This window comes from Streptomyces sp. NPDC045899, assembly GCF_056431485.1.
Window position 1 is genome coordinate 70,806 of record NZ_JBWKKP010000030.1, and the last position, 20,160, is coordinate 90,965.

General features: G+C 72.9%; 16 protein-coding genes and 1 pseudogene. 4 read left to right on the forward strand and 13 right to left on the reverse strand.

Translation table 11 applies throughout. The features are described 5' to 3' along the window. Nucleotides 1-114: 114 nt before the first annotated feature. The gene (locus AC07FT_RS31920) at nucleotides 115-1,770 is read right to left on the reverse strand and encodes a CTP synthase (protein WP_479179485.1); all 1,656 of its coding nucleotides are present in this window, start codon (nucleotides 1,768-1,770) and stop codon (nucleotides 115-117) included. Between the two features lie 439 nt (nucleotides 1,771-2,209). Between AC07FT_RS31920 and AC07FT_RS31925 the strand changes: the two genes are divergently transcribed. Both AC07FT_RS31925 and AC07FT_RS31930 read left to right on the forward strand, forming a co-directional pair. Continuing rightward, nucleotides 2,210-4,012 carry a glycoside hydrolase family 15 protein gene (locus tag AC07FT_RS31925; RefSeq protein ID WP_479179509.1) on the forward strand — a complete coding sequence of 601 codons (1,803 nt, stop codon included), beginning with the start codon at nucleotides 2,210-2,212 and terminating at the stop codon, nucleotides 4,010-4,012. Between the two features lie 68 nt (nucleotides 4,013-4,080). Then, nucleotides 4,081-5,736: a PucR family transcriptional regulator gene (locus AC07FT_RS31930; RefSeq protein ID WP_479179487.1), complete on the forward strand. Its 1,656-nt coding sequence runs from the start codon at nucleotides 4,081-4,083 to the stop codon at nucleotides 5,734-5,736. Nucleotides 5,737-5,761: 25 nt separating this feature from the next. Here the strand turns inward: AC07FT_RS31930 and AC07FT_RS31935 are convergent, their stop codons facing one another. The 6 genes from AC07FT_RS31935 to AC07FT_RS31960 form a co-directional block, all read right to left on the reverse strand. After that, a complete protein-coding gene (locus AC07FT_RS31935; RefSeq protein WP_479179488.1) occupies nucleotides 5,762-6,925 on the reverse strand; it encodes a glycoside hydrolase family 64 protein in 1,164 nt (387 codons plus the stop codon). A 121-nt stretch (nucleotides 6,926-7,046) separates the two neighbouring features. Continuing rightward, the gene (locus AC07FT_RS31940; RefSeq protein ID WP_479179511.1) at nucleotides 7,047-8,186 is read right to left on the reverse strand and encodes a glycosyltransferase family 4 protein; all 1,140 of its coding nucleotides are present in this window, start codon (nucleotides 8,184-8,186) and stop codon (nucleotides 7,047-7,049) included. Between the two features lie 303 nt (nucleotides 8,187-8,489). Further along, nucleotides 8,490-10,241 carry a DNA repair protein RecN gene (gene recN, locus AC07FT_RS31945; RefSeq protein WP_479179490.1) on the reverse strand — a complete coding sequence of 584 codons (1,752 nt, stop codon included), beginning with the start codon at nucleotides 10,239-10,241 and terminating at the stop codon, nucleotides 8,490-8,492. A 132-nt stretch (nucleotides 10,242-10,373) separates the two neighbouring features. After that, the gene (locus AC07FT_RS31950; protein WP_479179492.1) at nucleotides 10,374-11,354 is read right to left on the reverse strand and encodes an NAD kinase; all 981 of its coding nucleotides are present in this window, start codon (nucleotides 11,352-11,354) and stop codon (nucleotides 10,374-10,376) included. Next, the gene (locus tag AC07FT_RS31955; RefSeq protein ID WP_479179512.1) at nucleotides 11,351-12,223 is read right to left on the reverse strand and encodes a TlyA family RNA methyltransferase; all 873 of its coding nucleotides are present in this window, start codon (nucleotides 12,221-12,223) and stop codon (nucleotides 11,351-11,353) included. The genes AC07FT_RS31950 and AC07FT_RS31955 overlap by 4 nt, the downstream gene beginning before the upstream one ends. Before the next feature lie 36 nt (nucleotides 12,224-12,259). Continuing rightward, nucleotides 12,260-12,658 (reverse strand): hypothetical protein, encoded by a 399-nt coding sequence (locus AC07FT_RS31960; RefSeq protein WP_479179494.1) that lies wholly within the window; start codon nucleotides 12,656-12,658, stop codon nucleotides 12,260-12,262. Between the two features lie 64 nt (nucleotides 12,659-12,722). Here AC07FT_RS31960 and AC07FT_RS31965 point away from each other — a divergent pair, with 64 nt between their 5' ends. Beyond that, a complete protein-coding gene (locus AC07FT_RS31965) occupies nucleotides 12,723-13,070 on the forward strand; it encodes a sterol-binding protein (RefSeq protein WP_479179495.1) in 348 nt (115 codons plus the stop codon). On the opposite strand, the gene AC07FT_RS31970 is transcribed toward AC07FT_RS31965, so the two are convergent. The 4 genes from AC07FT_RS31970 to AC07FT_RS31985 form a co-directional block, all read right to left on the reverse strand. Then, on the reverse strand, nucleotides 13,018-14,070 hold the full coding sequence (locus tag AC07FT_RS31970) for an ABC transporter ATP-binding protein (RefSeq protein WP_479179496.1): 1,053 nt from the start codon (nucleotides 14,068-14,070) through the stop codon (nucleotides 13,018-13,020). The two genes, AC07FT_RS31965 and AC07FT_RS31970, sit on opposite strands and share 53 nt — an antisense overlap. After that, nucleotides 14,067-15,110, reverse strand: coding sequence for a FecCD family ABC transporter permease (locus AC07FT_RS31975; protein ID WP_479179513.1), 1,044 nt, complete (start codon nucleotides 15,108-15,110; stop codon nucleotides 14,067-14,069). Before AC07FT_RS31975 ends, AC07FT_RS31970 begins: the two co-directional genes overlap by 4 nt. 14 nt (nucleotides 15,111-15,124) lie before the next feature. Further along, entirely contained in the window at nucleotides 15,125-16,174 is a 1,050-nt protein-coding gene (locus tag AC07FT_RS31980; protein WP_479179497.1) for a FecCD family ABC transporter permease, read from the reverse strand. A gap of 122 nt (nucleotides 16,175-16,296) precedes the next feature. Beyond that, entirely contained in the window at nucleotides 16,297-17,346 is a 1,050-nt protein-coding gene (locus AC07FT_RS31985; protein ID WP_479179499.1) for an HAD hydrolase-like protein, read from the reverse strand. Nucleotides 17,347-17,425: 79 nt separating this feature from the next. Between AC07FT_RS31985 and AC07FT_RS31990 the strand changes: the two genes are divergently transcribed. Next, nucleotides 17,426-18,712, forward strand: a complete 1,287-nt coding sequence (locus AC07FT_RS31990; RefSeq protein WP_479179501.1) for a DUF1015 family protein — start codon at nucleotides 17,426-17,428, stop codon at nucleotides 18,710-18,712. Nucleotides 18,713-18,788: 76 nt separating this feature from the next. On the opposite strand, the gene AC07FT_RS31995 is transcribed toward AC07FT_RS31990, so the two are convergent. Then, entirely contained in the window at nucleotides 18,789-19,658 is an 870-nt protein-coding gene (locus AC07FT_RS31995) for a tetratricopeptide repeat protein (protein WP_479179514.1), read from the reverse strand. Beyond that, nucleotides 19,628-20,160 (reverse strand): annotated as a pseudogene (locus tag AC07FT_RS32000) (hypothetical protein); the annotation flags it as partial. The gene AC07FT_RS31995 and the pseudogene AC07FT_RS32000, both read right to left, overlap by 31 nt.

Genomic DNA, 20,160 nt, shown 5'->3' on the forward strand with positions numbered 1-20,160 from the left:
CCCTCTTTTTGGGTGTTTTTAGGGGCTCCTGTGTTTCCTTTTTTTTTTTTTGGGGGGGGGGGGGGGGGGGCCCCCCCCCCCCCCCCCCCCCCACCCGGGGTTCCACCGTATCGGTCAGACGCCCGCGCCCTGCCCCTGAGCAGCGGTCTGTCGCTCGACGGCGGCCTTCACCAGACCCGCGAAGAGCGGATGCGGGCGGGTGGGGCGGGAGCGCAGCTCGGGGTGGGCCTGGGTGCCGACGAGGTAGGGGTGCACCTCGCGCGGGTACTCCACGTACTCGACCAGCTTGTTGTCCGGGGAGGTGCCGGAGAACAGGATGCCGGCCTTCTTCTCCAGCTCACCGCGGTAGGAGTTGTTGACCTCGTAGCGGTGGCGGTGGCGCTCCTCGACGTACGGCTGGTCGCCGTAGACCTCGCGGACGATCGAGCCCTCGGCCAGCTTGGCCGGGTACATGCCCAGCCGCATGGTGCCGCCCATGTCGCCCTCGCCCGCGACGATGTCGAGCTGCTCGGCCATGGTGGAGATGACCGGGTCGGTCGTGGCGGGCTCGAACTCGGTGGAGTTGGCGCCCTCGATGCCCGCCAGGCTGCGGGCGGCCTCGATGACGATGCACTGGAGGCCGAGGCAGAGGCCCAGCAGCGGGATCTTGTTCTCGCGGGCGTAGGTGATGGCGCCCAGCTTGCCGATCACGCCGCGGTCGCCGAAGCCGCCGGGGACACAGACCGCGTCGACGTCCTCGAGCTGCTGCCGGGCACCGGCGGCGGTCTTGCAGTCGTCGGAGGTGACCCACTTGATCTTCACTCGGGCGCTGTTGGCGAAACCGCCCGCGCGCAGCGCCTCGGTGACCGACAGATAGGCGTCGGGCAGGTCGATGTACTTGCCGACGAGCGCGACGGTGACCTCGTGGTCGGGCCGGTGGACCCGCCCCAGCAGGTCGTCCCACTGGGTCCAGTCCACGTCCCGGAAGGGCAGGTCCAGCTTGCGGACGACATAGGCGTCCAGCCCCTCGGAGTGCAGCACCTTGGGGATGTCGTAGATCGACTTGGCGTCGATGGCGGCGACCACGGCGGCGTCGTCCACGTCACACATCAGCGAGATCTTGCGCTTGATGGAGGTGGGGACGTCACGGTCGGCGCGCAGCACGATCGCGTCCGGCTGGATGCCGATGTTCCGCAGGGCGGCCACCGAGTGCTGGGTCGGCTTGGTCTTCAGCTCACCGGAGGGGCCGATGTAGGGCAGCAGGGAGATGTGCACCACGAAGACGTTGTCCCGGCCGACCTCGTGGCGGACCTGACGGACGGCCTCCAGGAAGGGCAGCGACTCGATGTCGCCGACGGTGCCGCCGACCTCGGTGATGACCACGTCGACGTCGTCGGTGGCCATACGGCGGATGCGGTGCTTGATCTCATTGGTGATGTGCGGGATGACCTGCACGGTGTCACCGAGGTACTCACCGCGCCGCTCCTTGGCGATCACGGTCGAGTACACCTGGCCGGTGGTGACGTTGGCCGAGCCGTCGAGATCGACGTCGAGGAAGCGCTCGTAGTGGCCGATGTCCAGGTCGGTCTCGGCGCCGTCGTTGGTGACGAACACCTCACCGTGCTGGAAGGGGTTCATCGTGCCCGGGTCGACGTTCAGGTACGGATCGAGCTTCTGCATGGTGACGCGCAGACCGCGCGCCTTCAGCAGGGCACCCAGGCTGGAGGCGGTCAGGCCCTTGCCGAGTGAGGAAGCGACACCCCCGGTGACGAAGAGGTGCTTGGTCGTCATGGGCTTAGCGGCAATGGCCAAGAGGGGGCTCCCGTGGTCGCGTGGTGAGAGTGCGGTACGGCTGCCGGCCCCGGATTTCCGGGGGGTGCCGTCGCTGAGGTTCGGGGGTTTTGCGCCCGCCGCTCCACGGGCTACCAGGGTATCAGTGACCCGGGGCAGCCGCTGGCGCCCGTGCCCGCGCAATCGCCCGGACACCTTGTGTGACCAGGCCGGGGACCGCGCCGCGGAGCCGTCCACCCGATCGGCCGTGAGATGCGGGCCACGATATGGACGAACACAAACGGATCATCGTTGTCCGTCGTATCCTGCTCGGACGCACGCATACGAGCACCCCGGCACGGCACCACCAGCACGCCCCCGGAACAAGCGCTCGTCGAGAATTTCCGAGACCGTAAGCACGCCCTGATGGGGCAGTACGGCCGTTCGAATGGGGAAGCACGTGGCCGGGCGTATCGAGGACTACGCACTGATTGGTGATATGCAGACCGCCGCCCTCGTCTGCAGAGACGGCACGGTCGACTGGCTGTGTCTGCCGCGCTTCGACTCCCATGCCGTCTTCGCCGGTCTGCTGGGGACCGAGGAACACGGATTCTGGCGGCTGGGTCCGGCCCACGCCTCGGGCAGCGAGCCGCCCGCCGCCGACCGCCGCCGCTACCGGGGGGACTCGCTGGTCCTGGAGTCGGAGTGGGACACCCCGCGCGGCACGGTCCGCGTGATCGACTTCATGCCGCCGCGTGACGGCGCCCCCCAGCTGGTCCGGATCGTGGAGGGCGTGAGCGGCCGGGTGCCGATGCGCTCCGCGCTGCGGATGCGCTTCTCCTACGGCTGGGTCGTGCCGTGGGTGCACAAGGTGGACGCGCGCACCGTCGCGGTCGCCGGTCCCGACTCGGTGTGGCTGGACACCGATGTGGACACCTATGGTAAGGACCTGACCACCTACGCCGACTTCACCGTCGCCCCCGGCGACCGGATCGCGTTCACCATCAGCTGGCAGCCCTCGCACAAGGAGCCGCCCGCGCTGCCCGAGCCGGAGGCCGCGCTGGAGGCCACCGAGGCGTTCTGGCGCGAATGGGTCGAGCACTGTACGTACCACGGCCCCTACCGGGACGCGGTGGTCCGCTCGCTGATCACCCTCAAGGCGCTGACCTACGCCCCCACCGGCGGCATCGTGGCGGCGCCCACCACCTCCCTGCCCGAGGACATCGGCGGGGTGCGCAATTGGGACTACCGGTTCACCTGGCTGCGGGACGCGGCGATCACCCTGTCCTCGCTGCTGCGCACCGGCTACCGCGAGGAGGCCCGCGCCTGGCGCGAATGGCTGCTGCGCGCGGTCGCCGGCGATCCGGAGAACCTCCAGATCATGTACGGGATCGCGGGTGAGCGGGAGTTGTCGGAGGCCGAGCTGACCTGGCTGCCCGGCTACGAGGGCTCCCAGCCGGTCCGGGTCGGCAACGGCGCGGCGGGCCAGCTCCAGCTGGACGTCTACGGCGAGGTCACCGAGGCGCTGCACCTGGCCCATATGACGGGTCTGGCGCGCAACGACTACGCGAGCGTGCTCCAGCTGAAGCTGATCCGCTACCTCGAGGAGCACTGGGACGAGCCGGACGAGGGCATCTGGGAGGTGCGCGGTCCGCGCCGCCACTTCGTGCACTCCAAGGTGATGGCCTGGGTCGCGGTGGACCGCACCGTCAAGCTGATCGAATCGGGCGATGTGGACGGCCCGTTGGACCGCTGGCGCGATCTGCGCGACGAGATCCACCGGAACGTGTGCGAGAAGGGCTACGACGCCGAGCGCAACACCTTCACCCAGTCCTACGGCTCCAAGGAGCTGGACGCCTCCCTGCTGCTCATTCCGCAGATGGGATTCCTGCCGCCGGACGACAAGCGGGTCATCGGCACCATCGAGGCGATCCAGCGCGAGCTGTCCACCTCCGACGGCTTCGTGCTGCGCTACCCGACGGCCGGTGAGGACGCGGGTGTCGACGGGCTCGAGGGCGATGAAGGCGCCTTCCTGGCCTGCTCGTTCTGGCTCGCCGACGACCTGGCGATGATCGGCCGGGTGGACGAGGCCCGCAAGCTCTTCGAGAAGCTGCTCGCACTCCGCAACGACCTGGGGCTGCTGGCCGAGGAGTGGGACCCGCGGCTCCAGCGGCAGGTGGGCAACTTCCCGCAGGCGTTCAGCCATGTGCCGCTGATCGACACCGCACTGCGGCTGACCGCCTCCGGCGCGTACGGCGGCTGAACCGCGCGGCGGACCCGGGCGCCCGCGCCCACCGGCCCGTGACGCCCGCGCCGGGTAACGTCCTGACCATGGAACCGCAGGGTCCCCAGGGGACGATCACCGTGGCGCGGGCGCTCGACCTCCCGGCGCTGCGCCGCGGGCTCCCGGAGGTGGTCTCCGGGGAGGAGCTGCTGGACCGCCCGGTGCGCTGGGTGCACGCGGGCGAGGCGCCCAACATCGCGGCGCTGCTGCGCGGCGGGGAACTGCTGCTGACCACCGGTCTGGGGGTCGGACCACGCCCGGCCGAACAGCGCGCCTTCGTCCGCAGACTGGCCGAACGGGGCATCGCGGCGCTGGTGGTGGAGCTCGGGGCGCGGTTCCGTTCGCTGCCCGGACCGGTGGTGGACACCGCGCGCTCCTGCGGGCTGCCGCTGGTGCAGCTCCACCGGGAGGTGCCGTTCGTGGCGGTCACCGAGGAGATCCACACCGAGATCGTCAATGAGCACTACGCCCTGCTGCGCCAGGCCGATGTGGTGCACCGCCAGGCGACCGAGGTGCTGCTGCGCGGCGGCGGGGTGCCGGAGATCCTGCGCCACTTCGCCCGGTTCGCGGCCAATCCGGTCTTCCTGGAGACCCCGGAGGGGCATCTGCTCTACGCGGCGGGGCCCGGCGAGGAGGCGGCCCGGCCGGGGCTCGCCGATCCGCTCCAGGTCTGGGAGGGGCTGCGGGCACGGCGGGGGGCCGAGCAGCCGGATCCCCCGGCGGGCAGTGTGCTCGCCGACATCCCGGGAGGCGGTCACGGTCCGGGCGCGGTACGGGCCCGGCTGACCGTACTGCCGGTGGCCGGGCCGCTGGGACCGGTCCACCGGATCGCGGCCGAGCGGACGGCGGACCTGCTGGCCGTGGTGCTGCTGCGGGCCCGTCAGGAGGAGGAGTTGGCGGCCCGGGGCCGGGGTGACTTCCTCACCGATCTCGCCGAGGGCCGGATCGAACCCTCGGAGGCGCCCGCCCAGGCGCGGGTGCTGGGCTTCCGGCCGGGCGAGGGTCCGCTGCTGCCGGTGGTGGCGCGGCTGGCGGAGGACGTCCGCCCGCTGGGCGGCGGGGAGGGCTGGGCGGCCCTGGCCCATGCCCTCCAGGAGGAGTTGACGGCCGTGGGGGTGCCGGTGCTGCTGGGTGTGCGGCTGCCGGAGGGCCGGGTGCCACTGCTGGCGGGGCTGCGGGACGCGGCGGAGCGCGGCGTGGTCGCCGAGCGGATCGCGGCGGGTCTGCGGGCCGGGGTGGAACGCGCCTGGCCGGACCGTACGGGCCTGGGGACACCGGTGGTGATCGCCGGTCTCGCGGTCGGCTGGGAGTGCGCCGGGGCCGAGCTGCGGCATGCGGCGGAGGCGGCCGGCGCGGCGCGGGGGCTTCCGGGCCGGGACTGGTACGACGTCCGCAGTCTGGATGTCGATCTGTTGCTGTGGCGACTGCGTGAGCACGGGGATCTGGCCGCCTTCGTCGACCGGGTGATCGGTCCGCTGCTGGCCCATGACCGCACCGCCCGGCCACCGCTGGTGCCGACGCTGGAGGTGTATCTGCGGCACGCGGGCCGCAAGGCGGAGACGGCCCGTGCGCTGCACCTCAACCGGCAGACGCTGTACGACCGGCTGGCCCGGATCTCGCGGCTGCTCGGCAGCGACCTGGAGGACCCTCAGACGGTGCTCGCGCTGGGGGTGGCCCTCCAGGCCCGCCGCCACGTCCGCTGACCGCTGACCGGTACGGGGCCGGGGATCAGAACGGGGTCAGGGTGAGCGTCAGCCCGGTCGGCGCGGTGTCCTGGATGTACGACGCGAAGTCGGCGACGTCGTCGAAGGCGAAGCCGTACGCCTTGCCGTCGGTGGTCGCCGCGTGCATGGCCTTGGCGTAGTGGTGGGTGATCCGCCCGGTGTAGAAGGCCGCCGGGTCGGTGACCGGCTGGGCGGCGGCGCCGTGCAGGGTGGTGCGGTTGAAGCCCGCCCCGAGGACCGCCGCGACCGGGCCGGTCGTACCGTCGTTGGGCGCGGCCAGCGCGCCGTCGCAGAACAGCACGTCCTTGGTGGAGGGTTTGGCGAAGGAGACGGCGGCGGGGCCGGTGAAGGAGAGCGTGCCGCCGCCGACCCGGCCGGTGAAGGTGCCCGCGTTGGTGGTGACCTTGAGGTCCTTCGATCCGTAGGTGTCCCAGACCTGGTCGATGTAGGACGCGAAGTAGTCCTGCGGGAACAGTCCGGCGCCCAGACCGTGACCCGGTGCGATCACCCGCAGCCGGTCGCCGATCACCAGCCGGCCGAAGGCTTCGGTCGCGGCGAGGTCGGCGAACACCTTGTCGCGGGCGCCGTCCTTGAGGGTTCCGGTGCTCTGGTCCCTGGCGCCGGTGAGGCGGATCGCCAGCGGCACGCTGAACATGTCCACCATGGTGGTGTTGCAGAACATGCCGTCGGCGTTGAAGGTGAACTCCGCGCAGTCGTGCAGGACTTGGTGGTTGGGGTCCCCGGAGACCCATCCCGCCGGGTACTGGAGCGCAGCGTTGCCCGCGCCGTCGGTGACCGCCTTGAACTTCAGCCGGGAACCCAGCGCGACATAGATCCGGCCGGACATCCGGGGCAGGGTCAGCCTGGTGTCCCCGCTCCCGGCCAGCGGGATGGCGTAGTCGGTCCAGCCGTCGGGACCGTTGTCGGACAGGGCGATGGGGGCGAGTCGGCCGTCCGGAGTCACCCGGACCTGGCGTCCGCCCTCGTTGCCGACGATGTAGAGCCATATCGACGTATTGCCGAACTGACCGGTGCGGTTGACGACGGTGAGCGGCAGCGTGACGGCGCGCTGGGCGCCGGCCGCCCGGCCGCCGGTGAGGGCGAGACCGGAACCGGCGGCGGCTGCCGACGCGGCGAGGGAACCCAGCAGGGTGCGGCGACTGATCATGGTGAAGTGCTCCTCGGCGTAGTGGGGGTTGCCGGGACGGAGCGCGAGGTGAGGGACAGCGCGTTTGAGAGCGCTCTCTCGCGGTCACTGCGCAGCACACTGCCGATCGCCGCGGGGACCGTCAACCCCCTTGGCACCAAAAGGTCTGCACCAACTCGTCGTACACGCTGAGGACATGCCCGACCGTGTCGTCCTCGGTGGGCCAACCGGCCGTCCGCACCCGCCCGGCGGCGGCCAGCGCCATCCGGCGCGCGGGGTCCGCGAGCAGCCCGGTCACCGCGTCGGCCAGCGCCGCCGGATCGCCGTACGGCACCAGTTCGGCCGCGTCCCCGACCAGTTCGGGCACTCCGCCCACGGCCGTGGCGACCAGCGGCACCCCAGCGTGCAGGGCCTCCTGGGCGAGCAGCGACCGCGCCTCCCAGCGGCTGGAGAGCACCGCGACATCCGCCGCCGCGAGCAGCTCCGGCACATCGTCACGACGGCCGAGCAGCCGCACCGGCAGCCCCTCCGCCGCGATCCGGCGCTGGAGCGCGCCGCGGTCCGGCCCCTCCCCCGCGACCAGCAGCACCGGCTGCGGGTCCAGTGCCCGCCACCGGCGGGCCGCGTCCAGCAGCGGCCCCAGGCCCGCCGTCTCCAGACGGCCCACCGTGACCAGCAACGGCCGCTCCATGACGCCCAGTTCGGCCCGCGCCTTCCACTCCTCGCCGTCGTCCGCCCCGTCCGCGGCGCCCCCGGAGCGGGGTGCGGGAACCGCGACCGGTGCCAGTCGCGCGTCCCGGGCGCCCCGGGCGCGGGCCCGCTCCACCAGGTCGGAGGAGGCGCCCAGCACGATCGAGGCGGTGCGCGCCACCTTGCGCTCCATCAGCCGGACCACCGGCCCCCGCGCCCCGTCCTCGTCCAGGGTGGTGTGCCAGGTGACGATCAGCGGTACGCGGCGGCCGCGCAGCGCCATCGCGGCCAGCAGCCCCGAGCGCAGCCCGTGGGCGTGCACCAGCTGCGCGCCGCACGAGGCCGCGCGCAGAGCGGCGACGCTCCCCGCGTCGGTCAGCGCGTCGAGGGCGGTGAACCGGGCGCCCGCCCCGGTGAAGCCGTAACCGCGTTCGGCGCTCCTGGGGCCGCAGACGGTCACCCGCAGCCCGCGCGCCACCAGCCCGGCCGACAGCGAGCGCACATGCACCCCGCTGCCCGAACCGCCCTTCCCCAGCACCTGGACGGCGTGCAGCGACGACTGCCCGTGCGGCGGGACCGGGGTGGTGCTCACGGTACTGCTCACGCGGGCGGAGCTCCTGAGGCGATATAGGGTCGGGGCTGGGGGCGCGGCGGTGCGGGCGGTACGAGTGCGCTGGGCCCAAGAATGCCAGCACTCACACCGCCCCCGCGGCAAGGTGACCGCGCGACCCCCGGCCCTGACTCGTCCGTACGTCCGCAGTACCACTCGTACAGGTGATATCCCGGTCCGGCCCGTCGGCCGTGGCGACGGGCGCGGAGAGCCGTGCGCCGCAGTCCCCGCGCGGCGGAACGCCCGGCACGCGTCCCGCGGAACGCCGGGCGTTCCGCGCAGCGCTCAGCGTCCGGTGCGCGCCGCCTCCAGCAGCTCCTCCGCGTGCGCCCGCGCCAGTTCCGAGTCCTCCTGGCCGGCCAGCATCCGCGACAGCTCCCGTACGCGGTCCTCGCCCTCCATGGCCTTGACCCCGCTGCGGGTCACCGATCCGTCGTTGGTCTTCTCCACCACCAGGTGCCGGTCGGCGAAGGCCGCGACCTGGGGCAGATGCGTGACCACCACGACCTGCGCGGAGCGCGCCAGCCGGGCCAGCCGACGGCCGACCTCGACCGCGGCCTTGCCGCCGACGCCCGCGTCCACCTCGTCGAAGAGATAGGTCGGCACCGGATCGGACCCGGCGAACACCACCTCGACCGCGAGCATCACCCGGGACAGCTCACCGCCAGAAGCGCCCTTCGCGATCGGACGGGGCGGGGCGCCGGGGTGCGGGGCGAGCAGCAGCTCGACCTCGTCGGCGCCGTGCGGACCGTAGAGCACGGCCCGGCCGCCGACCTCGACGCCCGCCGTCTCCTCGGCGGCCTCGGTCTGGCCGATGGCGAAGGTGACGCGGGCGTGCGGCATGGCCAGTTCGGCCAGCTCCGCGGTGACCGCCCCGGCGAAACGGTCCGCGGCCTCGGTCCGGGCATCGGTGAGTGTCTGCGCCAGCTCACCGAGTTCGGTGCGCAGCGCGTCGCGCTCGGCGGTCAGCTCACCGATCCGGTCGTCGTCACCGTCCAGTTCGGCCAGCCGGGCCGCGCTCTGCTCCGCCCAGCCCAGGACGTCCGCGATGCTCTCGCCGTACTTCCGGGTCAGCTGGGTCAGCGCCGCGCGGCGCTCCTCGACCGCGGCCAGCCGCAGCGGGTCGGCGTCGAGGTCGTCGGCGTAGCCCGCCAGCTCCTGGGCGACATCGGCCAGCAGGATGCCGACCTCGCCGATCCGGTCGGCGAGTCCGGCCAGGGCCGGGTCATGGGCGCGTACGGCCTCCAGGGCCCGGGCGGCCCCGCCGACCAGCGTGGTGGCGTCCACCCCCTCGGGGTCCTCCGGGTTCCCGGCGAGGGCGGCGTGGGCGACCGCGGCGGCCGAGGCCAGGGCCTCGGCGTGACCGAGCCGCTCGGCCTCGGCGGCCAGTTCGGTGTCCTCCCCCGGGCGGGGTTCGGCGGCGGCCACCTCCTCCAGGCCGAAGCGGAGCAGATCGGCCTCCTGGGCGCGCTCCCGGGCGCGGGTGGTCAGCTCCTCCAGCTCGGCGGTGACGGCCCGCAGTCTGCGGTAGGCGCCCGCATACTTCTCCAGCGGTCCGGCGACCGCCTCGCCCGCGTACCGGTCCAGCGCCTCGCGCTGCCGGGCGGGGCGCATCAGGCCCTGCTGATCGGTCTGGCCGTGGACGGCCACCAGATCGTCGGCCAGCTCGCCCAGCAGCCCCACGGGGACGGACCGGCCGCCCAGATGGGCCCGGGAGCGCCCTTCGGCGGAGAGCGTACGGCTGATCAGCAACGCGCCGTCGTCCAGTTCGGCGCCCGCCTCCTCGGCCCGTACGGCCGCGGCCGAGCGCGCGTCGACCGTGATCCGCCCCTCGACGACCGCCGCCTTGGCACCGATCCGCACCAGGGCGGCGTCCGCGCGGCCGCCCAGCAGCAGCCCCAGACTCGTGACCACCATGGTCTTGCCCGCGCCGGTCTCACCGGTCACCGCGGTGAAGCCGGGCGACAGCTCGACGACCGCGTCGTCGATGACGCCCAGCGCACGTATCCGCATCTCCTCCAGCACGTGCACGACCATACGAGGTTCCACCGGTCCGACGCGACGACGGGGCTCACCTTCCGGGTCCTGTCCGCACAGATGACCGGGCGGACGGGGCCGCCCGGCGGCTCACGGCACCGCCCGGCGCCTCCCCCGCGGCCCGCGGAGCGCTCAGTGGGGCGCGCCGCGCCAGCCCGCCACCGGCAGCGCGAACTTGGCCACCAGCCGGTCGGTGAACGACGCGTGGTGCAGCCGCGCGAGGCGCACCGGTACGGCGCCGCGGCGCACCTCCACCCGCGCCCCCGCGGGCAGTTCCACCGTGCGGCGCCCGTCGCACCACAGCACCCCGTGCGGCGTCTGCGGCTGCACCTCCACCGCGAGCACCGAGTCCGGCGTGGTCACCAGCGGTTTGGCGAACAGGGCGTGGGCGCTGATCGGCACCATCAGCAGCGCCTCCACCTCGGGCCAGACCACCGGACCGCCCGCCGAGAAGGCGTACGCCGTGGAGCCGGTCGGGGTCGCGCAGACCACTCCGTCGCCGCCGAAGCGGGACACCGGGCGGCCGTCGACCTCGGTGACCACCTCGAGCAGCCGCTCACGGGCCGCCTTCTCCACCGACGCCTCGTTCAGCGCCCAGTCGGTGTGCACGATGTGGCCGTCGTTGCGGACGAGCACGTCGATCGTCATCCGCTCCTCGACCTCGTAGCTCCGGGTCACCACCCGGTCCACGACCTTGTCCAGGTCATCGCGTTCGGCCTCGGCGAGGAAGCCGACCCGGCCCAGGTTGACCCCCAGCATCGGCACCCCGGAGATCCGCGAGAACTCCGCACCGCGCAGCAGCGTCCCGTCACCACCGAGCACCACCAGCAGCTCACAGCCGTCCAGGACGTCCCGGCCCGCCTCGACCCGCTCGACCGCGGACGGCAGCGGCAGGTCCTCGGCCTCCTCCGCGAGCACCCGTACCCCGATACCGCTGCGCAGCAGCCCCTGCACCACCAGCTCCGCGCTGCGGACGGCCGCGGGACGGCCGGTGTGCGCGAGCAGGAAGACGGTGCGTCCGGCCGTCGGCTCGGCCGCGGATACGGGAGCGTCGGACGGCTCCGCCCGACCGGCGCGATCCGCTGCTTCCGACGCTGCTTCTGAAGTGGTCAACTGGGCCCCTCCGCCACTGCACGGTCGACATCGGCCGGGTCCAGTGCCGGCGCCCCGGCGCGCATCCACAAAAAGTACTCGACATTGCCCTTCGGTCCGGGCAGCGGGCTGGCCGTCACACCCAGCGCTCCCAGCCCGAGTCCCGCCGCCTGTTCCGCCACCGTGCGCACCGCCTCGGCACGCAGTGCGGCACTGCGGACGACACCGCCGCTGCCCAGCCGTTCCCTGCCGACCTCGAACTGCGGTTTGACCATCAGCACCAGGTCGGCGTCGGGCGCGGCACAGCGCACCAGGGCGGGCAGTACCAGCCCCAGCGGAATGAAGGAGAGATCGCCGACCACCAGGTCCACGGGCTCCCCTCCGATCTGTTCCAGCGTCAGCTCGCGTACGTTCGTACGGTCCAAAACGGTCACGCGTTCATCGCTCTGGAGGGACCACGCCAGCTGTCCGTATCCCACGTCCACGGCGACCACACCGCAGGCGCCCGCGCGCAGCAGGACATCGGTGAACCCGCCGGTGGACGCGCCCGCGTCCAGCGCCCGCCGCCCGGCGACCGCGAGGGTCGCCCCGGGCACCGGCCGGACCTCGGTGACCTGCCCGGCGCCCGCTCCGTTGCGGTACTCCTCGCTGAACGCGTGGAAGGCGCCCGCCAGCTTGTGACCGCCGCGCGAGACGTACTCGGGGTCGCTGTCGTCCTTGATCACGACGACCGCGGCGCCGGTCTCCACCTGGGTGGCGGCCTTGGTCGCGGTCGTCCCGCCGACGGTGACCCGGCCCGCGGCGATCAGCTGGCCGGCGTGCTCACGGGAACGGGCCAGCTTGCGGCGCACCAGCTCCGCGTCGAGTCGTACGCGTCGTGGGCGGGTCACTGCCACGGGTGGTTCAGCTCCTGAGGTCGGTTCCGGTCATACGGGGCCGTGCGGGGCGGGGGCCGGCGGCCCGGGCCGCCGGTCGAGTGCCGTCAGCGTGTCGCGCAGGCCCTGGTGCACATCCTCGTACACCTCCAGATGCTCACCGGTCCCGAGGTGGTCGGCATCGGCCAGCCGGTCGAGCCGGGCGTCGACCTCGGTGACGCCGGTGGGGGTACGGGGGACGCCGAGCGGGGCGGGGGTCTCCGGCGCACCGGTGCCCTCCGGGGTCCGCTGCCGCTCCTCGCCCTCGGGGGCCCGCCGCACCGCGCCGTCCGCGGCCCGCGGGGACGGTCCGGCCGCGGCCTCCGGCGCCGGGTCGGTCGTGAGGTCCGGCGCGGCGGGCGGGGCTCCGGGCTCTGCTCCGGGCCGCACGCCCGGCATCGGCTCACTCATGGCCCCGACGCTACCGCGAACCGTACGTTCTCCGACGTGCGCGACCTGGGGTACGGTCATCGCGATGGCGACCTTGGAACAGTGCCGTGACGCACTCGACAAACTGGCGGAGAACCTCGCGGGCGCGAACGGGGACCTCCGCGGCGCCGCCGCGCTCGACCGCTCGGTGAGCTGCTGGATCACCGACCTCGACACCACCTTCGTCGGCCGTCTGGTGGACAGCCGGATCGAGGACGTGACGACGATCCCCGGCCCACCACCCGAGCGTGCGCAGATCCGGCTGGCGATGACCGGTGACGACCTGGTGGCGCTGGTCGACGGTGAACTGCACTTCGCCCGGGCCTGGGGCAGCGGCCGGGTCAGGCTCGAGGCGGGTCTGCTCGATCTGGTCCGGCTGCGGAAGCTGCTGTAGCCGCCGACAGCTCACGCGGCCCGTCGTCCTCCCGGGCCGGGGATCCGGCCGTGCCCGGGGCACCATGGGTCCGGGCCCGGCGGGCGGCCGGGATGACCAGCGGGGTGCCGGTCTCCGGGTCGTCGATCACCTGGCAGCGGAGTCCGAAGACCCGCTCCACCAGCTCCGCGGTGACCACCTCGCCCGGCGCGCCCTCGGCGACGACCACACCGTCGCGCATCGCGATCAGGTGGGTGGCGTAGCGGGCCGCGTGATTGAGGTCGTGGAGGACCGCGACGAGTGTGCGGCCCTGCTCCTCGTGGAGCTCGGCGCACAGGTCCAGCACATCGATCTGGTGCTGGATGTCCAGATAGGTGGTGGGCTCGTCGAGCAGCAGCAGCGGGGTCTGCTGGGCGATGGCCATCGCGATCCACACCCGCTGGCGCTGGCCGCCGGAGAGTTCGTCGACGTAGCGGTCGCCCAGCTCGCCCACCCCGGTGGCGTCCATGGACTCCTGGACGATCCGCTCGTCCTTCTCCGACCACTGGCGCAGCAGCCCCTGATGCGGATAGCGGCCACGGGCGACCAGGTCGGCCACGGTGATCCCGTCCGGGGCGATCGAGGACTGGGGCAGCAGTCCGAGGGTCCGGGCGACCTTCTTGGCGGGCAGCGAACCGATCGCCGTCCCGTCCAGCAGCACCGATCCGGCGGCGGGCTTGAGCATCCGGGACAGGGCACGCAGCAGGGTGGACTTACCGCAGGCGTTGGGGCCGACGATCACCGTGAAGGAGTGGTCCGGGATGGTGACGGAGAGGTTCTCGGCGACCGTGCGGCGGTCGTAGGAGAGGGTGAGCCCCTCGGCGACCAGCCGCTGGGGTCCGTCGGCGGCGCCGGCCGTCCGGGGACGGGCGGTGCCGGTGGAGGTGCGGGGAGCCACGGTCTTCCGGGTGTCCTGATCCTGTCGTATGTCCTGGTCCATGGTGTGGTCCGCGTCTCCGTCCGCGCCGTTGTGTTTCCTCATATCCGCCCCGCCTTGCGCTCGGTCACCAACAGCCACAGCAGATGGCCGCCGCCCAGCATCCCGGTGAGCACGCCCACCGGCAGCTGATCGGCACCGAAGAGCCGCTGCGCGGACCAGTCGGCGGTGATCAGCAGCCCGGCGCCCATCCAGGCCGAAGGCAGCAGGTTCGGCCCCGAGGACCGGGTGAGCCTGCGGGCCAGCTGCGGGGCGGTGAGCGCCACGAAGGCGACGGGCCCGGCGGCGGCCGTGGCGGACGCGGTGAGCACGACGGCCGCGAGCATCAGCACCAGCCGGGTCCGCTCCACCCGCACCCCGAGGGCATAGGCGCTGTCGTCGCCCATCTCCAGCATCCGCAGGTCCCGCGCGTAGGCCAGCACCACGGGCAGCAGCACCGCGCAGACGGCGGCCAGCGGCCAGACCTGGCTCCAGTCGCGCCCGTTGAGCGAACCGGTCAGCCAGACCACCGCGCGGGTGGCGTCCGGCAGATCGGCCTTGGTCAGCAGATAGCCGTTGACCGCGCTGAGCATCGAGGAGGCGCCGATACCCACCAGCACCAGCCGGTAGCCGTGGACGCCCTTCCGCCAGGCCAGTCCGTAGACCCCGGCGCCGGTCACCAGACCGCCGACGACGGCCCCGGCCGCGACCGCGCCGGGTCCGCCCTGGAACAGCACGATGACCGCCAGCGCCCCGGCCGCCGAACCCTGTCCGAAACCGACCACGTCCGGACTGCCCAGCGGATTGCGGGAGATGCTCTGGAAGAGGGCCCCGGACAGCCCGAGGGCCGCGCCGACCAGCAGCCCCACCAGCACCCGCGGCATCCGCAGCTCGTTGATGATGAAGTCCTGGGCCGGATTGCCGTTGCCCGCCAGCGTAGTGAGCACATCGGCGGGGGCGATGGGGAAGTCGCCGGTGCCGATGAGGACCACGGCCATCACCAGCGACAGGGCCACCAGCAGCAGACCGACGACCGTCCCGCGCAGGTCCAGGCGCATCGAGAACCCGCGGGTGCGCAGCGTCACCCCGCGCGTCCTGGGCGTCATGCGCTTGCTCGCGTTCACAGTTGGGCCATCCTTCGGCGGCGTACGAGGTAGATGAAGACGGGGCCGCCGATGAAGGTGGTGACGACCCCGACCTGGAGTTCGGCGGGCCGGGCGACCACCCGGCCGATCACATCGGCGCCCAGCACCAGCACCGGCGAGAGCACCGCGGCATACGGCAGGATCCAGCGCAGATCGGGGCCGGTGAGCGCGCGCACCAGATGCGGCACCATCAGCCCGACGAAGGCGATCGGCCCGCACGCGGCGGTCGCCGCCCCGCACAGCAGGGTGACGGCCAGCATCGACAGCGCCCGGGTACGGCCCAGATGGGTGCCGAGCGCGCGGGCGGTGTCGTCGCCGAGCGCCATGGCGTTCAGCGGACGGGCCAGGGCCAGCGCGAGCACCGATCCCACCAGCAGGAACGGGGCGACCTGCTGGACGATCGTCATATTCGCGGAGGCGAGCGAACCCACCATCCAGAAGCGCATCTTGTCCAGCGCCACCCCGTCCAGCAGCTGAACGGCGTTGACGTAGCCGTAGAGCGCCGCGTACACCGCCGTCCCCGCGAGCGCGAGCCGCACCGGGGTGGCACCGCGGCTGCCGCCGAGGGCGTACACCAGCACCGAGGCCACGGCGGTGCCGAAGAAGGCGAACCACACATAGCCGGTCAGCGAGGTGATACCGAGGAAGCTGATCGCCGAGACGACGGCGGCGGCCGCTCCGGTGCTCAGGCCCAACAGCCCGGGATCGGCCAGCGGATTGCGGGTGAGCGCCTGGATGACCGCCCCGGAGAGCCCGAGGCCGATGCCGACGAGCAGCCCGAGGACGGTGCGCGGTACACGTACGTCCCGGATCACCACATCGCTGTTCTGGCCGCTGTAGTGGAACAGCCCGTGCCAGACATCATCCAGAGGGACCGGCTTGGCGCCGATGGCGACACTGGCCGCGAGGACCACGAGCAGCACGGCGACCGAGGCCACCAGCCCGGCCGCTCGACGCGCGGTGCGGCGCCCCGGTGGCGCAGTCGCTGTCTCGGTCCCGGCTTTCACCGGACTGACCAGGGTCACGCGGAACTCCACCTCACTGCACGGTCGATCAAGGCTTAGGTTAGGTTACCCTAAGCCTCACCGGCCGCACCCGGTCGGGCACCGGAACCGCGAGGTCACCCCACCGGCCCGCGCCGGCCGGCTCACCACCCCAGTCGGGCCAGAGCCTTCCCCGTCCCGGCGGTGCTCACACCGTCACCCGCCGCGGTCCAGGCCGCCGCGCACAGCGCCCGCAGCCCGTCCACCGGCTCGCCACCCTCCCCCTCCAGCAGCAGCGCGCCGTCCCGCACCCGGGCCGTCCAGCCCCCGCACCGGAACGCGCCCCGGGCATCCGCCTCTCCGGCGGACTCCACCGCCGGCTGGGAGCCGAGCAGCCCCCTCAAGTCCCGGTCCACATAGGTCGGCCGGTGCTCCGGCCCGGCCGCCAGCAGCTGCGCCGCGTCCGTCACCCCGGTCAGCACCAGCAGCGAGTCCACCTCACCCGCGTACGCGCCCTCGATATCGGTGTCCAGCCGGTCCCCGACCACCAACGGCCGCCGGGCGCCGGTCCGCAGGATCGTCTCCCGGTGCATCGGCGGCAGCGGCTTCCCCGCCACCTGCGGGGACGCTCCGGTGACGATCCGTACGACCTCGACCGCCGCGCCGTTGCCCGGCGCGATACCCCGGCCGCTCGGAATCGTCAGATCCGTGTTGGACGCGAACCACGGCACCCCCCGCCCCACCGCGAACCCCGCCTCCATCAGCCGGGACCAAGGCAGATCCGGTCCGCCGTACCCCTGCACCACCGCCGCCGGATCGTCGTCCGCCGACTCCACCGGCGTCAGACCGCGCTCGCGCAGGGCCACCCGCAGCCCCTCCCCGCCGATCACCAGCACCCGCGCGCCCGACGGGAGCTGCTCGGCGATCAGCCGGGCCACCGCCTGCGCCGAGGTGATCACGTCATCCGGTTCGGCCGGCACGCCGAGCCGGGTCAGATGCTCGGCCACCGCCTGTGGGGTGCGCAGTGCGTTGTTGGTCACATACGCCAGCCGCATTCCGTCGTCCCGTGCGGTGCCCAGTGCCTCCACGGCGTGGTCGATCGCCTCACCGCCCGCGTACACCACCCCGTCGAGGTCCAGCAGGGCGGTGTCGTACACCTCGTTCAGCGGACGCTGACTGCCCTCGGGCCGGGTCCGGACGGCGGTCTGGTTCATGGACGGACACACTCCTCGCAGATCTGTGCGCTTCTCCCCCGATCATCGCCCATCCCCGTCCGGGGCATAGCATTCTCAAATGAGCATTCCAGGGCCTGGCGGGCAAGGTCTCCAGCTCACCCCGTTCCGTGGGCTGCGCTACGCGGCGGAGCGGGTCAGCAGCATCGCCGCTGTCACCTCCCCGCCCTATGACGTGGTAGTTCGGCCCGACGGTCTGCGCGAACTCGAGACCGCGGACCCCTACAACATCGTCCGGCTGATCCTGCCGCAGGCCGGAACCCCGGCCGACCGGCACCGGCAGGCCGCCGAGACGCTGCGCCGCTGGCAGGCCGACGGCGTCCTCGCCGCCGACCCGGAACCGGCGCTCTACCTCTACGAACAGCGCGACGGTCCGGCCCTCCAGCGCGGTCTGATCGGTGCCCTGCGGCTGAGCCCCCGCGAGGAGGGCGTCGTCCTCCCGCACGAGGAGGTCATGCCGCACGTCGTGGCGGACCGCGCCGATCTGATGCGCGCCACCGCGGCCAATCTGGAACCCCTGCTGCTCGCCTACCGGGGCAACGGCGGGGAGAGCGGTGCCGCCCATGTCATCGAACGGGCGGTACGGGGCGAGCCGTTGCTGTCCACGACCACCGAGGACGGCATCGACCACCATCTGTGGCGGCTCACCGACCCGGCCGACCTCATCGAGATCGCCGAGGACCTCCGCGGCCGCCAGGCCCTCATCGCCGACGGCCACCACCGCTGGGCCACCTATCTGCGGCTGCGCGAGGAGCGGCCGGAACCCGGCCCGTGGGACTACGGACTCGTGCTGCTCGTGGACACCGTCCGCTACCCCCTCCGGGTCCGGGCCATCCACCGGCTGCTGCGGCGGCTGCCGCCCGCCAAGGCACTGGCCGCCGCGAGCCACGCCTTCCGGATCCAGGAGATCGACGGCCCGCTGCCCCGCGCCCTCGACGCGCTGGCCGAGGCCACGGCGGCCCAGCCCGACGGCAACGCCTTCCTGCTCACCGGGGACGGACGCTTCCACCTCATGGACCGCCCGGACGCGGAGTTGCTGGCCCGTACGGTGCCCGAGGGACGGCCGGAGGCATGGCGCACCCTGGACGCGACGGTCCTCCACTCCGTACTGCTGGACCACCTCTGGAACGTCCCGGACGCGCCCGAGCACATCGGCTACATCCACGACACCGAAGCGGTGGTCGAGCAGGCGGAGCGGCTGGGCGGCACGGCGGTGCTGATGCACCCGGTGAACGAGGACGTCGTCCACGACCTGGCCCGCCAGGGCGTCGCCATGCCGCACAAGTCGACGTCGTTCGGGCCGAAACCCGCGACAGGGCTGGTGCTGCGCAGTCTGACGCTGGGCTGAGCCCGGAGAGAACGAGCCGGACAGAGCGAGAGGGCGGAACCCGTGGCACGGGTTCCGCCCTCTTGTGGTGCGCTCGTCAGCGGTCGTCGCCGTCCCGCTGCTCTTCAGTGTTCTGTGACTCGTCGCTGACCTGCGGCTCTTCAGCGTCCTGAGGCTCGTCGGCGATGGGCTCCGCGGACGCGGGCTCGCTGTCGGCCTCGGGGGCGTCCGTCACCGTGACCGTGACCGTCTCGACCTCGTCCTGGGCGGCCTCGTCGGGGTCGAGGGCGTCCACGAACTCCACACCGTCCAGCTCCGCGAGCCGGTCCGACGCGTCCGTGGTGCCGCCCTGGTCGGCCTCGAGCGCCTTGGCGAACCACTCGCGGGCCTCTTCCTCACGGCCCACGGCCAGCAGTGCGTCGGCGTACGCGTAACGCAGCCGCGCGGTCCACGGCTGGATCGAGTGGGACGCCAGCTCCGAACTCTGCAGGGTCACCACGGCGGCGTCGGCCTGGCCCATGTCGCGCCGGGCGCCGGCGGCCACCAGCCGCATCTCGACCTGCCCTGCCCGGTCCAGCTTCTGCACCTCGGGCTCACCGGCCATGGCGAGCGCCCGCTCGGGACGGCCCATGCCACGCTCGCAGTCGGCCATCACCGGCCACAGCTCCGTGTTACCGGTCATCCGCCGCGCGGCCCGGAACTCGGCCAGCGCCTCGGAGTACTTGCCGACGGCGTACGAAGCGAACCCGGCGGCCTCGCGCACGGCGGCCACCCGGGAGGCGAGCCGCAGGGCGATGCGCGCGTACCCGTAGGCCTGCTCGGGCTCGGTGTCGAGCAGCTTGGCGACCATGACGAGGTTCCTCGCCACGTCCTCGGCCAGCGTCTTGGGCAGGCTCAGCAGCTCCTGACGTACCGACTGGTCGATCTCGTCGCCGGTCACGTCGTCCGGGATCGGCAGCCGCTTGATCGGCTCACGGTCACCGCGCTCCCGGCCCCGGTCGTCACGGCGGCCGTAACCGCCGGAACGGTCGTCGCGACGGCCCTGGAAGCCACCGCCGGCACGGTCGTCGCGCCCACGGCCCTGGCCGCCGCCCTGGCCATAGGGACGACGCGGTCCACGGTCATCACGGCGGTCGTCACGGCGGTCGTCGCGACGGAACCCGCCACGGTCATCGCGACGGTCATCGCGGCGGAAGCCACCACGGTCATCATCACGACGCGGCCCACGCGGACGGTCATCACGACGGTCATCGCGCCGATCGTCACGACGGTCATCACGACGGAAACCACCACGGTCATCACGACGGTCGTCGCGGCGGTCGTCGCGGCGGAAACCACCGCGATCATCGCGACGGTCATCACGGCGGAAGCCACCACGGTCATCATCACGACGCGGCCCACGCGGACGGTCATCACGACGGTCATCGCGCCGATCGTCACGACGGTCGTCGCGGCGGAAACCACCGCGA